This window comes from Bradyrhizobium sp. CB2312, assembly GCF_029714425.1.
Classification (GTDB): Bacteria; Pseudomonadota; Alphaproteobacteria; order Rhizobiales; family Xanthobacteraceae; genus Bradyrhizobium.
Map to the genome: position 1 here is coordinate 3,913,823 of NZ_CP121668.1, position 15,028 is coordinate 3,928,850.

Genomic DNA, 15,028 nt, shown 5'->3' on the forward strand with positions numbered 1-15,028 from the left:
CCGCTACACGCTCCGTCATTGCGAGGAGCGAAACGACGAAGCAATCCAGACTGTCTAAGCGGACGGACTCTGGATGGCTTCGCGGAGCCTGTCATCGGGCCGCGCTTCGCGCGGACCCGTTGGCTCGCAAAGACGAATGGAGAGACCTTCCACTCAAAGAACCTTCGTTGCGCCCGGGATCTGCCGCAACGCTCGCGTCAGCGCCCAGCTCCCCGCGACTGTCAGCACGAACCCGATCGTCGCCTTGACGATCGCTGGCAGGTCATAGTCGAACAGCCAGTATTGCAGCCACAGCGCGATCGGATAGTGCACCAGGAACATGCCGTACGCATCGCGCTGCATTGGATCGAGCACCCTGGCTGAGCCTGATTGCTTGAACCTCTGGAAAAAGGCCAGGATTAGAAACATGATGGCCACGCTGAAGACAGCGAAGCAGAGGGCATAGAGCCCCTCATACCAGTTCGGCAGCGGCGACGGATTTCCCAGTATTTCGCGCTTGATGAAGATCAACCCCCAGAGCAGGCAATACGGAACCATCGTCAAGACCATCCAGTCCCAGCTGACCTTCGCCATCCTTCCGTCTGCCGCGAGCAGGCCGCGATCTATATTCGCGACGCCGATGCCGGCCCCGAAAAAGAAGTAGCTCGCATAGAGCATTACGCGCCCGTGCTGCACCGAGAACGGCCCGAACTCGAACCAGCTGCTTGGTCCATAATACATCAGCCCGGGAACATAGAACGCCGCGGTGACGGCAAGCATGACCGCGAAGAACGCGGCGGGCCGACGCCGACCGTATAGCGAGAGGCGGTTGATCGGATCGAGCAGGGTGGGTGACAGCCGATGCAATATGCAGGCTACCACGTCGAATCCGAGCAGGACCCAAAGGAACCAGATCGGCCCGCTCGGCCACGGGCCCTTCGTGATCATATTCCAATAGTATTCCGAAAAGCCGATCTCGGGATGGTGCCTGAGCGAGATGGCGTAATAGGCGAGCGGGATGATCGTGAATGCGCAGATCACGAATGGCAGGCCAAGCCGAAGCAGGCGATCTGCCAGATAGTTCAGCGCGCCCTTGCGGGCGATGCCCGACCACGCAAACAAGCCCGACAGGAAGAAGAACATCGCCATGAAGAAGCTGTCGGTGGCCAGCACGATCATGTCGAAGCCGAAGAAGAATTTCGGATCGGTATGACCGAAGTAGGTATAGGGGATGACGGCATGGTGCAGCAGCACCACCAGCGTCAGGAAGGTGCGGGCGCGGTCGAGCGACAAATTGCGCGCCTTGCTCTTCGGCGCGACGGGTGCCTCCGCGCCGATCATCGCAGAATCTGAGATCGTGGTCATGGTCGCACCGGTTGCGTTGCTGCCCCGGCTGGACTGTGCCGCCCGGAACCGGATTCAGCAAGGGCGTTTGAGCCGGACTTCAGTCCTGACACCATTGGGAACCAGTTCCGCGCCGCGAAGTTAGCGTTCGCGAAGGGGGCGGCCGCACCCTGCGGCCTCAAGGTCGGAGCTGGCGATGACTATCCTGAAATGGGCGCTGATCTTCTTACTTGTCTCGATCGTGGCCGGCGTGCTCGGCTTCACCGGCGTCTCGGCCGCCTCCGCCGATATCGCCCGCTTCCTGTTCTATATCTTCGTCGTGATCTTCCTGGTGCTGCTGGTGCTGGGGCTCACGATATTCAGGGCGTAGCCGGGTCGCCGCACGACACCTGACAGGACGTGCCGGCCCTCAGGCCGGCCGTTCAATTTGGCACGAGAGGTCTGACGTAGGCGACCAGCTCCGCCAAGAACTCGTCGGGACGATCGAATGGAATGAAATGACCCCCGCCGCGCACCCGGACGAATTCCTTATGCGGAGCGATGATCTGATTGAAGAGCTGTTCGGCCGGCCCGCTCGGCGTGTTGTAGTCCGCATCGCCCTCAATGAAGACCACCGGGATCGGAAATGCGAGCCCCAGTGAGGCGACGTCGCGCTTGAACACGGGGCCTTCTCGCCCGCGTAGATATTTTGCGGAGAAGGCCATGCCTTTGCGCCAGTTGTACCAGTCGAGCAGCGAGAAATCCGGCATAAATGGGGGCGGGACGGGGCCCGCCAACTGGAAGCTCTCGATCGAGGGCAGCCCCAGCGACTTGCTCCATTTGTCTGCAACCAGTCGGTTCTGTGGCGTAATCCGAGGTCGCGCAACGATTGGCGCCAACTCCGCCAGGGCCTCGCTGTTGCTTGCGGACTGCGCCAACTCCTGCAGATGCGTGATCGCAAGTTCGAATGACTTCTCGAATGTCACCCTGCCGACCAACTGTCCCGAGCCGACATAGGCATAAAACAGATCCGGGCGCTGCTTGACGATGTGAATGCCCAGGAACGAGCCCCAGGAATGCCCGACCAGGACAATCTTGTCCTTGTGAAGATGGTTTCGCAGATACTCGACGAGCTCGATGCCGTCCTGCGTCATTCGCTCCAACGTCATGGTTGGCGCGAGCGCATCTTCTCCAGCGGCGCCATAGGTGCGGCCGGCGCCGCGCTGGTCCCATTGGACAACGGTGAAATGCTTTTCCCAGGGCCGCCACCCCGACGAGATCGGCAAGGTGGAGCCTCCAGGCCCGCCGTGAACGAACAGGAGAAGCGGGTTGTCCCGATCCTCGCCGCGGATCTGGATCCATTGCTTGATGCCGCCGATGTCGACGTATGCACCCTCCTGCACGCCGTTCGGCGAGCGGATCGCGAGAGTTTCGGCAGCAAGATGCTGGCGATAGGCGCGAAAGCCCAGTCCGGCAGCGGCCACGATAACGAGGGCGCCGGCCAATCCCAGCAACGAGACCCCAATCAGTCTTGCGGCCTTGCGCGGCATCGCGTGCCTTGAGTCGACGCGGGGAGGCGAACCTGATGATCGCCCCGGCGTCAGAGCGCCAAAGAGCTCACCCCACTTCCTCGATCTTCACCTTGTCCGGATAGAAGGCGAGATGGCCGGAAATTTCGGTCATCGCGGGGTAGGGCGTCTCATAGGTCCAGATCGCGTTGTCCAGCGTCTTGCCGTCGGCCTTGACGCTGTAATAGCTCGCATCGCCCTTGTAGGGGCAGTGGGTGGTGCGGTCGGTGCGCTCCAGGAGCGCCATGTTGGTGTCCTCCCGCGGCACATATTGCACTGCCGGATATCTGGCCTCCTTGAGGGTCAGCGCCCTGCTGGTCTCGGCGATTACGATATCGCCCGCCGTGACGCGGACGCGCCGGGGGTTTTGGGTGATGGTGATGGGGTGGTCGGGCCCTGGAAGCTTCATGATTTCACGCCTTTTCGATCAATCTGCCGCGCGCGGCACTTTGTCGTGCCTTTATCCTGGTGGGATCACGGATATAGTGCCGGAAAGCGTGACGCAGAAGCCCATTCACGCTAAGTTTGTCGCCGCCGGCGAGGGGACCCCGGCAGCGATTCGACGGTGAGGCTGATCCAAGCCGAGATTAAGGAGCTAGACTCGAATGCCCATGGACGCCCACGATATCGAGGCGATGATCAAGGCAGCAATCCCCGATGCCGAGGTGACCATCCGAGACCTCGCCGGCGATGGCGACCACTACGCCGCGACCGTGATCTCGGAATCCTTCCGCGGCAAGTCCCGCGTCCAGCAGCACCAGATCGTCTATCAGTCCCTGCGCGGCCAGATGGGCGGCGTGTTGCATGCGCTGGCGCTGCAGACCGGGGTGCCGGGTACTTGACCCGACTGGGCCTGATTGACGAGCACCTGATCTGACCAGCGCGACGGGGGACGACGATGGCTGCGGACAATCCGCGCGGCGCGATGTTTCGCGTCATCGTGCCGAACCAGCACAGCCGCGTCACCAATGCCGAGCTGTTCTTCGACCTCGTCTTCGTGTTCGCGATCACGCAGGTGTCGCACACGCTGCTGCACCATTTCACGCCGCTCGGCGCGGTCGAGGTCACGCTGCTGTTCCTCGCGGTGTGGTGGGTGTGGGTCTACACCGCCTGGGTCACCAACTGGCTCAATCCCGAGCTGACGCCGGTCCGCATCCTGCTCTTCGTGATGATGCTGGGCGGGCTCGTGCTGTCGACGACGATTCCGACCGCCTTCGAGGGGCGGGGCCTGTGGTTCGCGATCGCCTACGCGACCATGCAGGTTGGACGCACCGCGTTCTGGATGTTCGCAACCCCGCGCCACCGCACCGCGGTACGGCACAACGCGATCCGCATCCTGGTCTGGCTCTGCGGCTCCGCGGTCTTCTGGATCCTCGGCGGGCTGGCGCACGGCGAGCAGCGGCTGTGGTTCTGGATCACGGCGCTGACGATCGAGTATGTCTCGCCGGCGGTCCGCTTCTGGGTCCCGAAGCTCGGCTTCTCGTCGGTGGAGGCCTGGGCCGTCGAGGGCGGGCACATGGCGGAACGCTGCGCCGGCTTCATCATCATCGCGCTCGGTGAAGCCATCGTCGTCAACGGCGCGACCTTTGCCGAGCTGGAGTGGACCGCGGACAACATCCTGGCCTTCGTCTCGGCCCTGGTCGGCAGCATTGCGATGTGGTGGGTCTATTTCCACAGGGGCGCCGAAGCCGGCTCCGAACGGATCTCGAAATCCGCCGAATCCGGCCGGCTGGCACGGCTCGCCTACACCTATCTGCACATGCCGATCGTCGCCGGCATCATCCTGACCGCGGTCTCGGACGAGCTGGTGCTGAAGCATCCGACCGGCCATTCGGATATCAGAACCATCCTGAGCACGATCGGCGGTCCTCTGGTATTCCTGATCGGCACCATCCTGTTCAAGCACTCGATCCGCGGCTTCCTCCAGCTTTCGCACGGCATCGGCATCATCCTTCTGCTGGCGCTGTGGTGGTTCGCCGCCGATCTGTCGCCGCTCTGGCTGTCGGTCGCGACCAGCGTGATCATGATCGTGGTGGCGGTGTGGGAGTCGGTGTCGCTGGGATCGAACGCGGAGGAGCCCGCCTAAAGCGGGCGTCTCAAAGGATGCGCCGCAGGGAAGGCGCTCTCAAATAGCGGGAAGCGGTGGGAGCGCCTACTCCGCCACTTCCAGCGCGTGCACCGAGAACATCTTCGCTGCATCCGTCCAGCTCTCGCGCACGCGCCAGCCGGCGCCGTGCGCCAGCGCCGCGAAGCGCTCGATGCTGTATTTGTAGCTGTTCTCGGTGTGGATGCTCTCGCCCGGACGGAACGAGAAGCTGGTGCCGAGCAGGCGCACGGTCTGGCTCTTCTTGCTGATCAGATGCATCTCGATGCGGTGTCGCTCGCGATTGTAGATCGCGCGGTGAGTGAAGGCGGAGAGATCGAAATTGCCGCCGAGCTCGCGGTTGATGCGCACGAGAACATTGAGGTTGAAGCGCGCGGTGACGCCGGCAGCGTCATTATAGGCATCGAAGAGCACGCGCTCGTCCTTCTCCAGGTCGGCGCCGATGATCATCTGCGCGCCCTTGCCGAGGATCAAGCGTGCGCTGTTCAGGAAGGCCTGCGCCTCATGCGGCTCGAAATTGCCGATGGTCGAGCCCGGAAAGAAGCCGACCTTGGGCATCAAGGCGACAGCCTTGGGCAGCTCGAACGGCGTGGTGAAGTCGGCCGCGACGGGATAGATGCCGAGCGCCGGAAAATCCCGCTTCAAGCCATTGGCCTGCGCGGTCAGGAAGTCGCCGGAGATGTCGACCGGGACATAGGCCGCGAACTTGCAGTGATTAAGCAGCAGGCGGACCTTCGTGGTCGCGCCGGCGCCGAATTCGACGAGGGCGGCATGCTCCGGAATGATTTTTGCGATCTCGCTGCCGCGCTCCCTCAGGATCGATAGCTCGGTGCGCGTCGGGTAATATTCCGGCAGCTTCGTGATGGCCTCGAACAGCTCCGAGCCAGTCGCATCGTAAAAATACTTCGGCGACAGCTTTTTCGGCTGCTGCGAGAGGTCCTCGATGGCCTCGCGGGCGAAGGCGGTGGTCTGTTCGTCGGGAAGATGGGCTTCGGCCAAAGCGCTGGCGTGCACATTCATGATACTCTCCTGAACGCGCTGTCCGGCGCGCATTGTCGTCGGATAAGAACTAGTCGTACTGGGCGAGCCGCAGGCCCGTGAATTGCCAGCGGTGGTGTGGATAGAAGAAGTTGCGATAGGTGATACGGCTGTGGCCCTCGGGAGTTGCAAGCGAGGAGCCGCGCAGCACAAGCTGGTTGACCATGAACTTGCCGTTATATTCCCCGAGCGCGCCTTCGATCGCGCGATAGCCGGGATAGGGCGAGTACGAAGAACGCGTCCACTGCCAGACGATGCCGAAGGCATCGTTGAGCTGGCCCGTGCGAGCCGCGACTTCCCATTCCATCTCGGTCGGCAGGTGCTTGCCGGCCCAGCGGGCGAAGGCGTCGGCCTCGTAATAGCTGACGTGGCAAACCGGCGCGTCCGGATCGACCGGCTTGAGGCCGGCGAGCGTCATCACCTGCCATGCGCCATCGACCTCGCGCCAATGTCCCGGCGCCTGCCAGTCTTCCTTGCTGGCGGCGGCAAAGCCGTCCATCAGCCACAGCGTTGCTTTCGCGTAGCCGCCGTCGCGCATGAAGGCGAGCCATTCGGCATTTGTGACGAGATTGCGGGCGACTTTGACCGGACCGACGAGGGCGCGATGCGCCGGCTTCTCGTTGTCGAAATGAAAACTGTCGTCGACATGACCGACGGTGTGGATGCCTTCGTTCAGGGTCAGCCAGTCCTCGCCGCTGCGCGTCGCGGACGGGAAACGCCAGTCCGGATCATAGGCCGGGTAGACCGGGTTCTGCGCGAAGGCGTGCAGGATGTCGGTGAACATCAATTCCTGATGCTGCTGCTCGTGGTTGAGCCCGACCTCGACCAGCGGCGCGACGGAGCGAAGCTTGTCCTCACCGGCCTCGCGGAAGAATTTGACCACCGCCGCATCGACATGGCGGCGGTAGGCGCCGACCTCGTCCGCGCTGGGACGGGTGATGTCGCCGCGATGATTGCGGGCATGGCGCGGGCCGGCGCTGACGTAATAGGAATTGAACAGGAAGGCGAAGTCGGGGTGGAAGGGCCGGTAGCCGGACGCGTGCTCGCCGAGCAGAAACTGCTCCCAGAACCAGGTGGTATGGGCCCGGTGCCATTTTGCCGGGCTCGCATCCGGCATGGACTGGATCTGCTGGTCTTCAGGCGACAGCGGGGCGGCCCGGCGCTCGGTCTCGTTGCGGACGGCAAGATACGCGTCCTGGAGCCGCTGGGCGAGGTTGCCGGGGGCGGAGAACGGTGACGAAAGCGGGGCGGTGGCCGTAGCAGAGGCTGGTTTCGTCACGTTTTTCTCCAGACAGAACAAGAGAACGTTGTTGGCGTTGCCCGGTTCCAAAACCAGGGTTCGTCCTAGATGGGGCCTCCGTTACGGGATAAAAGTCCTCCCCGCCGTTAATATTAGTGTCATCAGCCCATCGGCCCGGGGCCGTCCCGACCAGCCGTCGCCGCCATTTTACTTTGGATGCACAACGGTTTGGGCTACATATATGGGTAAGGATCGGGTTAGATCGGCTGAGCCGGCCCGAGGGAATCGTTGAGGGCTCCGCCCCAGAAGGACACGGATATGAGCATCGAGGAATTCATCGCCAACGAAGTGAAGTCGAACGACGTGGTTCTGTTCATGAAGGGCACGCCGCAATTTCCGCAGTGCGGTTTCTCCGGCCAGGTCGTCCAGATCCTCGACCACATCGGCGTCGGCTATAAGGGGCTCAACGTTCTCGAATCCGCGGAGCTGCGCAACGGCATCAAGGAATATTCGAACTGGCCGACCATCCCGCAGCTCTATGTGAAGGGCGAGTTCATCGGCGGCTGCGACATCGTCCGCGAGATGTTCCAGGCTGGCGAATTGCAGCAGCTCTTCACCGAGAAGGGCGTCGCTGTCGCGGCCTAAGGCATGACCGCGCTGACGCGCCGGATTGGCGGCGCGGAGCTCGAAGTCATCGTAGCCGACATCACGACACTCGGCGTTGACGCCATCGTCAACGCCGCAAATTCGTCACTCCTTGGCGGGGGCGGCGTCGATGGCGCGATCCATCGCGCGGCTGGTCCTGAGCTCGTCGCCGAATGCCGCATGCTCCACGGCTGCAAGACGGGCGATGCCAAGATCACCAAAGGCTACCGGCTCAAGGCCGCGCATGTGATCCACACCGTCGGGCCGGTCTGGAACGGCGGCACAATCGGCGAGGACGACCTGCTCGCCTCCTGCTATCGCCGTTCGATCGAGCTGTGCGGCAAGCACAAGCTGATCTCGGTGGCATTCCCCGCGATTTCGACCGGCATTTTCCGCTTTCCTGCCGACCGGGCCGCGAAGATCGCGGTCCATACGACCATTGACGCCCTGCCGGCCGCGCCGCTGGTCGGCCACGTCATATTCTGTTGTTTCTCCGAGGCAAGTGCCGCGCTCCATACGGACGTTCTGGCGCGCTACGGCAGCCCTTGTGCCTGATGGCGCGGCCGGTACACTCCGCCTGGCCATGTTCCGGGGAGGGGATATGATTTCAAATTCTGGACTGCGTGCGCTGGTTTGCAGCGCGCTGGTGTCGCTGAGTGCGACGTCGCTCGCGCGCGCCGAGGGCACCTACGAGATTCCTGCCGGCGCGCACTTCAATCAGGAGAAGCTCGGCAAGATAAGCGACTTCTTCAAGAACGAGGTTGCGACCGGCAAGATCGCCGGCGCGACCGTGCTGATCAACCAGCACGGCAAGCCGGTCTATCACGAAGCCTTCGGCGTGCAGGATGTGGTCAGCAAGGCGCCGATCACCGACAAGACCATCTTCCGCCTGTTCTCGATGACCAAGGCGATCACCGCGGTGGTCGCGATGAAAATGCTCGAGGACGGCAAGATCAAGCTCGACGATCCCGTCTCCAAGTACATCCCGTCCTTCGCCGATGTGAAGGTCGGCGTCGAGAAGAAGGCGGAGGATGGCACCAAGTCGCTCGAGCTCGTGCCACCGAACCGCCCGATGACGGTGAAGGATCTGATGACGCACACTTCGGGCGTCACCTACGGCTTCTATGGCGACAGCCTGGTGCGCAAGGCCTATCGCGAGGCGAAGATCTACGATGGTGATTTCGATCTCGCCGAGTTCGCCGAGCGCATCGCCAAGCTGCCGCTGCACAATCAACCCGGCGCACTCTGGCAATACGGACATTCCACCGACATCCTGGCGCGGGTCATGGAAGTCGCCGCCGGCAAGCCGCTGATCGACATCATGCGGGAGAAGCTGCTCGATCCGCTCGGCATGGTCGATACCGGGTTTTTCGTCACCGCTCCCGAGAAGCAGAAGCTGCTGGCGCAGCCGGTGCCGAACGACAGCGATTTCCGCGTCGGCCGGATCAACGATCCGACCGTCGTCAAGAAGATCCAGTTCGCCAGCGGCGGCATGGTCACGACCATGGCCGACTATCAGCGCTTCGCGCAGATGCTGCTCAACGGCGGCAATCTCGACGGCAAGACCATCCTCAAGCCCGAGACGTTCAAGCTGATGGTGACCGACCAGGTCGGCCCGAAATCGGGCGTCGATCGCGACTATTTCTATTTCCCCGGCGACGGCTTCGGCTTCGGCCTCGGCCTTGCCGTCCGCACCGATCCCGGCAACGCAAAGCCGCCGCCGCCTGGCGATCTCGGGGAATTGAAGTGGGACGGCGCCTCCGGCTGCTATTTCGTGATCGACCCCAAGCAGGACATGTTCTTCGTCCTGCTCGAGCAGACCCCCACCGAGCGCCAGCGCGTGCAGCGGACATTGAAGCAGTTGGTCTATGAAGCCATGGAGAATTGACAGGTTCGGGCGCCGCACGCTGATTGCGGCGTTCGTCCTTTTGTTTGGTGCAGTCGGTGCGCAGGCGGGCTCGGAGGGGCGCGGCGCGCGCAATCTGTCGCCCGAAGGTTTGGCAAAGGTCTCCGACTACATCCGGAGCGAGATCGCCGCCGGCACGTTCCCGGGCGCGATCCTGCTGCTCCAGCAGCACGGCAAGCCGGTCTATTACGAGAATTTCGGCGTTCGCGACGTTGTGACCGAGCTGTCGATGAGCGCGGACACGATCTTCCGCCTCTACTCGATGTCGAAGCCGATCACATCAGTGATGGCGATGATGCTGGTCGAGGAGGGCAAGCTCTCGCTCGACGATCCCGTCGCCAAGTACATTCCGGCCTTTGGCACGATGAAGGTCGGCGTCGAGACGAAGGCCGAGGACGGCAAGGTTTCTCTGGTGCTGGAGCCGGTGAATCGTCCGGTCACGATCAAGGATCTGATGCGCCACACCTCCGGGCTGCCTTACGGCTATGTCGGCGGCGGCATGGTGCGCGAGCTCTATGCCGAGGCCAATCTCTTCAACAGCAATCTCAGCAATGCCGAGTTCGCCGCGAAGGTCGCCACGCTGCCGCTGGTCGAGCAGCCCGGCACGGTGTGGGATTACGGCTATTCCACCGACGTGCTCGGCCGCGTCGTCGAGGTGGTGTCGGGGAAGACGCTGCTCCAGTTCGAGAAGGAGCGGCTGCTCGATCCGCTCGGCATGAGTGAGACCGCGTTCTTCGTCGCCGATCCCAAAAAATTTCCCCGCATCGCCGAGCCGATGCCGGCGGATCGCAACATCAATCCGACGACGCAGGTGCGCGACATCAGGCTGCCGCTGAAATGGGAGTCGGGCGGCGGCGGCATGGTCGGCACGATCGGCGACTACGCCCGTTTCGCGCAGATGCTGCTGAACGGCGGCACGTATGACGGCCGGCGCTATCTCAAGCCCGAGACCATCGCGCTGATGGCGTCGGACCATATCGGCCCTGAGACCAGGATCGGGCGCGACCAGCACTATTATCCGGGCGGGACGAGCGGCTTCGGCCTGGGCTTCGCGGTGCGCACTTCGGTGCCTTCAGGGACGTCATGGCCACTCGGCGAATATCGCTGGGACGGCGTCGGCGGCACGTTCTTCTTCATCGATCCCGAGGACGATCTGTTCGGCATCTTCATGGTGCAGACGCCGTCGCAGCGCGGCCGGATTCAGCTCGCGCTGAAGACACTGATCTATCGGGCGATGGGGCGGTGAGCGCGAGGGTTGCTGCCTTCGTCGTCCGGATGGAGCGAAGCGCAATCCGGGATTCGCGCCGCCGAAAGACTGCCCGGGAATTCGCTGCGCTCCATCCGAGCTACGGGACTCATGCCCCGCGCACGATCTCGCGGACGTAGCCGATCGTCTCCTCGACCTGGCCCGCATTGACGTCGAGATGGGTGCAGGCGCGGATGCGGCCGTCCATCATCGCGAGCGTGACGCCGCGCTGGCGCAGCGCTGCGACCATCTTGTCGCCGGCAACGCCAGCACCATCAGGCTTGAAGAACACGAGATTGGTCTCGGGCTCCTGCACCTCGATGCCTGCGATCTGCGACAGACCGCGGGCGAGCGCGCGCGCATTGGCGTGGTCGTCGGCAGGGCGCTCGACGTGGTGGTCGAGCGCATAGATGCAGGCGGCGGCGCAGATGCCGGCCTGCCGCATCGAGCCGCCGAGGCGCTGTTTCCACTGCCACACCGCATCGATGAAGGCACGCGTGCCCGCGAGCACGCCGCCGATCGGCGCACCGAGGCCCTTGGAGAAATCGATCCAGGCGGAATCCCATCCCGCCGTCATGTCGCGCGGGGAGATGCCGCTCGCGACCGTGGCGTTCAAGAGGCGCGCGCCGTCCATGTGGGTGACGAGGCCGTGCTGCCTGGCGATCGCGACGATCTCGTCGAGCGCCGCCTTCTTCCAGATCGTGCCGCCGCCGATATTGGCTGTCTGCTCGACGCTGACGACGGTCTGCGGCGGCTGGTAGCGTGTGCGCGGATGCAGTGCCTTGCGAAAGGTCTCCGGCGTGAACTGGCCGTCAGGACCCTTGAGCTGCGTCACCTGGAAGCCGCCGATCGCGGCATGCGCGCCGCCTTCGCGGGCGATGATGTGCGCGGTCTCATGCGCCAGAATCTCGTCACCGGGGCGGCAATGCACCAGCGTCGCGGTGACGTTGCACATCGTGCCGGAGGGCATGTAGACGGCCGCTTCCTTGCCGAGCAGATCCGCGACGCGCTCGCACAGCGCATTCACCGTCGGATCGTCGCCCACCTGCTCGTCACCGACCTCCGCCCGCGCCATCGCCTCGCGCATCCCAGCCGTTGGTTTCGTCTGCGTGTCCGAGAGCAGATTGATGCGCACCGGCGGCGCCTTGGGATCGATCGGGGGAGGGATGTAGAGCATGGCGGATCTCGTCATTTCATCTAGTCGAACAATTGCGGTCTGATGTCTTGTGCGCCGTGAAGAATGGCACGGATTTCGACGTGGTCGGGCTGCACCGTGTAGAAAATCAGATGGGATTGGAAGCGGAAACGTCGATAGCCCGGAGCGAGCTCGTCCACTTGCTGGCCGATCAGGGGGAAATCGGCGAGGAGTCCGAAGGAACGGACCAGGCCAGCGTAATAAGCTTCAGCCTGATATTTGCCGAACCGGCTCTCGGTAAAGTCGTAGATGTCGATCAGGTCGGCTCGGGTACGCTCCGATAACCGGTACTCAGCCATGGCGGCGTTGAGCAACGCGTTGACGTGCGGCAGCGAGGATGTCGTCCGGCGTATCTGCGGTAAAACTGTTGCAATCGGGCTGAGCGAAGAGCGCCTGATATCGGCGGACCTGCTCGTCGCGGGGCAGCTTAGCCCATGCCTCAAGCTCTGCCTCCGAAGGCGTTGCCGATGGGGCAATGTTGGCGAGCTGGTCGGTAGTCTGGGCCATCGTTCGCAGGTTACCACAAGAAAAAGGCCCCGGAAACCGGGGCCTTTGAAAGTCGTTCCGCCGAACTATCAGCGCGAATAGAATTCGACGACCAGATGCGGCTCCATCTGCACCGGGAACGGCACGTCGGAGAGACCGGGGATGCGCACATACTTGGCGGTCATCTTGCCATGGTCGACTTCGAGATAGTCGGGGACGTCGCGCTCGGGCAGCTGGCTGGCTTCGAGCACGTGGGCGAGCTGCTTGGAGGCTTCCTTGACCTCGATCACGTCGCCGACCTTGAGCTGGTAGCTCGAGATGTTGACCTTGCGGCCGTTCACCTTGACGTGGCCGTGGTTGATGAACTGGCGGGCGGCGAAGATCGTGGAGACGAACTTGGCGCGGTACACGACCGCGTCGAGACGACGCTCCAGCAGGCCGATCAGGTTCTCGCCGGTGTCACCCTTGAGGCGGCTGGCCTCGACGTAGATGCCGTGGAACTGACGCTCGCTGATGTTGGCGTAGTAGCCCTTCAGCTTCTGCTTGGCGCGCAGCTGCACGCCGAAGTCGGAGAGCTTGCCCTTGCGGCGCTGGCCGTGCTGGCCGGGGCCGTACTCGCGGCGGTTCACGGGGCTCTTCGGGCGGCCCCAGATGTTCTGGCCCATACGGCGATCGATCTTGTACTTCGCCTCACTGCGCTTAGTCATCGCGTCCTCTTCGGTTGCATGGTTTGAGGAGACGCGCCCTCCTGTGTGACGGGATGATCCCGGCACCGACAGGTCCGATCCCCAAAGCTAGAGGGAGCCGACCACGGGTCGCGAAACGCTTCGCGGGCCGAAATCGGCCCGCGAGCAGGCGGCTTTTAGGGGAGTTTGGGGTTCGCTGTCAATTCTTTAGCCCGTCATTCCGGGGGGCCTTAGGCCGTCATTCCGGGGCGCTCGTAGAGCGAACTATGGTGCGCAATTGCGCACCTGAGAATCTCGAGGTTCCGGGTTCGGCTCTGCGAGCCGCCCCGGAACGACGGTACTTATATCCCGACCGCTCGGATCGACTTTGGCGCCGCTGCCCCCAATTCGGCAGCGATTTCAGTGTTCAGGACCTGTTCCAGCCGGGTCAGGACCCCGGGCGATGGGGGCCGCGTCGGTCACTCGATGATCCCAGCGGATCACGACATGGATGGTCTGGTCGCCCTCGACCGCCCCATAGCTGAGGATGAAGGGGCCCGGCGTGACCGGGTGGAGCTCGCCGCCGCCATAGGCGGCCACCGAGCTCACCGCGAAGCTGCCGAACCAGTTGCCGCGCTGCCGGCCGAAATTGAGGCCGACCGCCCAGCACAGCCGCCGCAGGGGCAGCGGTAGACGGGTGGCGCGCGTGACCTTGCGGAACATCGGAACGTCGTCGACCGGGGCGGTTTTGGCGCGCCGGATCTCGGCATCAACCGCCACCAGCGTCATGGCCTCGGGGGCCGCGATCCGCTGCGGCATCACGCATTCCTCGCCGTCCTCGACCCGGGCGATCGCCACCGACGCCACGCTATCGGGCAGCTCGTAGAGCGTCGGCCGGGGCCATTTGGCGTAGACCGTGCGCAGGACCGGCTCGTTCCTGGCGACCAGGGCGAAGGCCTTCACGAACATCGCGGCCCAGCCGGCGGGCGCCATCGCCCCCGCGCGGGCCTCCAGCAGCGGACGGATATTAAGCGAACGGGAGAGCGAGACGAACGGCACGTCCATCGAGGCGTGCATGAGGTCGCAAATCAGGCGGCGCGGCAACGAAATGGTCTTGGGCGTCCCGCGCATCGGCTCTTTCGGTTCCCCTGGATTAAAAAATGTGCAGCGAGCGGGGGTCCGCTCGCGGCTGCTGTAGCACGACCCAGCCCGCTTGGGGGCGGTCGGTTCGCCGCATCAGGGCGCCGGCGAGGCCAGTGGCTTGGTCTTGTCGACGACGTAAACTCCAAGCACTTTCATGGCCTTATCGCCATGAGTCTTGGCGTCGTGCACGGCCCCTGCCGGGATCTGGTAGGAATCACCAGCTTTCAGGGTTTTCTCCGGCTGACCGTCGATGAGGAGACTTAGCTCGCCTTCGAGCACGTAACCGGTCTTCTCTAACCGGGGTTGAGACGTCAAGCATCAAATCTCATCCAATTATCGCATTGCCGTTCTGCCTTCTGATCCTACCGTGGTGTCAAGCGATCCGGCGATCGCGCTTCTCTTCGAGGTCGGAATCCCCGCCTCATGATGATGTTCGTGAAGAAGTGGCGGGACCATCTCGGGGACGCAGTCGCGGGGTAATTTGCTCACG

General features: G+C 63.4%; 15 protein-coding genes and 2 pseudogenes. 7 read left to right on the plus strand and 10 right to left on the minus strand.

Annotation, left to right across the window (positions count from 1 at the left end; genetic code table 11):
* Positions 1–153: 153 nt before the first annotated feature.
* Positions 154–1,344 (minus strand): acyltransferase, encoded by a 1,191-nt coding sequence (locus tag QA642_RS18880; protein WP_283085972.1) that lies wholly within the window; start codon positions 1,342–1,344, stop codon positions 154–156.
* A gap of 175 nt (positions 1,345–1,519) precedes the next feature.
* On the opposite strand from QA642_RS18880, the gene QA642_RS18885 reads away from it, so the two are divergent.
* Positions 1,520–1,693, plus strand: coding sequence for a DUF1328 domain-containing protein (locus QA642_RS18885; protein ID WP_283085973.1), 174 nt, complete (start codon positions 1,520–1,522; stop codon positions 1,691–1,693).
* Positions 1,694–1,745: 52 nt separating this feature from the next.
* Here the strand turns inward: QA642_RS18885 and QA642_RS18890 are convergent, their stop codons facing one another.
* Entirely contained in the window at positions 1,746–2,852 is a 1,107-nt protein-coding gene (locus QA642_RS18890; protein ID WP_283085974.1) for an alpha/beta hydrolase, read from the minus strand.
* Positions 2,853–2,919: 67 nt separating this feature from the next.
* Complete coding sequence (locus tag QA642_RS18895) at positions 2,920–3,279, minus strand: DUF427 domain-containing protein (RefSeq protein WP_283085975.1); 360 nt, start codon at positions 3,277–3,279, stop codon at positions 2,920–2,922.
* A 196-nt stretch (positions 3,280–3,475) separates the two neighbouring features.
* Between QA642_RS18895 and QA642_RS18900 the strand changes: the two genes are divergently transcribed.
* Both QA642_RS18900 and QA642_RS18905 read left to right on the plus strand, forming a co-directional pair.
* Positions 3,476–3,712, plus strand: a complete 237-nt coding sequence (locus tag QA642_RS18900; RefSeq protein WP_011088461.1) for a BolA family transcriptional regulator — start codon at positions 3,476–3,478, stop codon at positions 3,710–3,712.
* 56 nt (positions 3,713–3,768) lie between these two features.
* Complete coding sequence (locus tag QA642_RS18905) at positions 3,769–4,956, plus strand: low temperature requirement protein A (RefSeq protein ID WP_283085976.1); 1,188 nt, start codon at positions 3,769–3,771, stop codon at positions 4,954–4,956.
* 66 nt (positions 4,957–5,022) lie between these two features.
* On the opposite strand, the gene egtD is transcribed toward QA642_RS18905, so the two are convergent.
* A complete protein-coding gene (gene egtD, locus QA642_RS18910) occupies positions 5,023–5,994 on the minus strand; it encodes an L-histidine N(alpha)-methyltransferase (protein WP_283085977.1) in 972 nt (323 codons plus the stop codon).
* A 49-nt stretch (positions 5,995–6,043) separates the two neighbouring features.
* Positions 6,044–7,342, minus strand: coding sequence for an ergothioneine biosynthesis protein EgtB (egtB, locus tag QA642_RS18915; RefSeq protein ID WP_283085978.1), 1,299 nt, complete (start codon positions 7,340–7,342; stop codon positions 6,044–6,046).
* Positions 7,343–7,570: 228 nt separating this feature from the next.
* Between egtB and grxD the strand changes: the two genes are divergently transcribed.
* The 4 genes from grxD to QA642_RS18935 are packed head-to-tail and all read left to right on the plus strand — an operon-like array spanning position 7,571 to position 11,049.
* Entirely contained in the window at positions 7,571–7,897 is a 327-nt protein-coding gene (gene grxD / locus QA642_RS18920; RefSeq protein WP_027560233.1) for a Grx4 family monothiol glutaredoxin, read from the plus strand.
* A 3-nt stretch (positions 7,898–7,900) separates the two neighbouring features.
* On the plus strand, positions 7,901–8,452 hold the full coding sequence (locus QA642_RS18925; RefSeq protein ID WP_283085979.1) for an O-acetyl-ADP-ribose deacetylase: 552 nt from the start codon (positions 7,901–7,903) through the stop codon (positions 8,450–8,452).
* 46 nt (positions 8,453–8,498) lie between these two features.
* Positions 8,499–9,785: a serine hydrolase domain-containing protein gene (locus QA642_RS18930; protein ID WP_283085980.1), complete on the plus strand. Its 1,287-nt coding sequence runs from the start codon at positions 8,499–8,501 to the stop codon at positions 9,783–9,785.
* The gene (locus tag QA642_RS18935) at positions 9,766–11,049 is read left to right on the plus strand and encodes a serine hydrolase domain-containing protein (RefSeq protein WP_283085981.1); all 1,284 of its coding nucleotides are present in this window, start codon (positions 9,766–9,768) and stop codon (positions 11,047–11,049) included. Before QA642_RS18930 ends, QA642_RS18935 begins: the two co-directional genes overlap by 20 nt.
* A 109-nt stretch (positions 11,050–11,158) precedes the next feature.
* Here the strand turns inward: QA642_RS18935 and QA642_RS18940 are convergent, their stop codons facing one another.
* From QA642_RS18940 to QA642_RS18960, 5 genes and pseudogenes are all read right to left on the minus strand, one after another.
* Positions 11,159–12,226 carry a threonine aldolase family protein gene (locus QA642_RS18940; protein WP_283085982.1) on the minus strand — a complete coding sequence of 356 codons (1,068 nt, stop codon included), beginning with the start codon at positions 12,224–12,226 and terminating at the stop codon, positions 11,159–11,161.
* Between the two features lie 20 nt (positions 12,227–12,246).
* The gene (locus QA642_RS18945; RefSeq protein ID WP_283085983.1) at positions 12,247–12,558 is read right to left on the minus strand and encodes a type II toxin-antitoxin system RelE/ParE family toxin; all 312 of its coding nucleotides are present in this window, start codon (positions 12,556–12,558) and stop codon (positions 12,247–12,249) included.
* Positions 12,559–12,819: 261 nt separating this feature from the next.
* Complete coding sequence (gene rpsD / locus QA642_RS18950; RefSeq protein WP_283085984.1) at positions 12,820–13,437, minus strand: 30S ribosomal protein S4; 618 nt, start codon at positions 13,435–13,437, stop codon at positions 12,820–12,822.
* Between the two features lie 320 nt (positions 13,438–13,757).
* A pseudogene (locus QA642_RS18955) lies at positions 13,758–14,526 on the minus strand (acyltransferase).
* A 105-nt stretch (positions 14,527–14,631) separates the two neighbouring features.
* Positions 14,632–14,835: pseudogene (locus QA642_RS18960) on the minus strand (cupin domain-containing protein); the annotation flags it as partial.
* Positions 14,836–15,028: the final 193 nt, after the last annotated feature.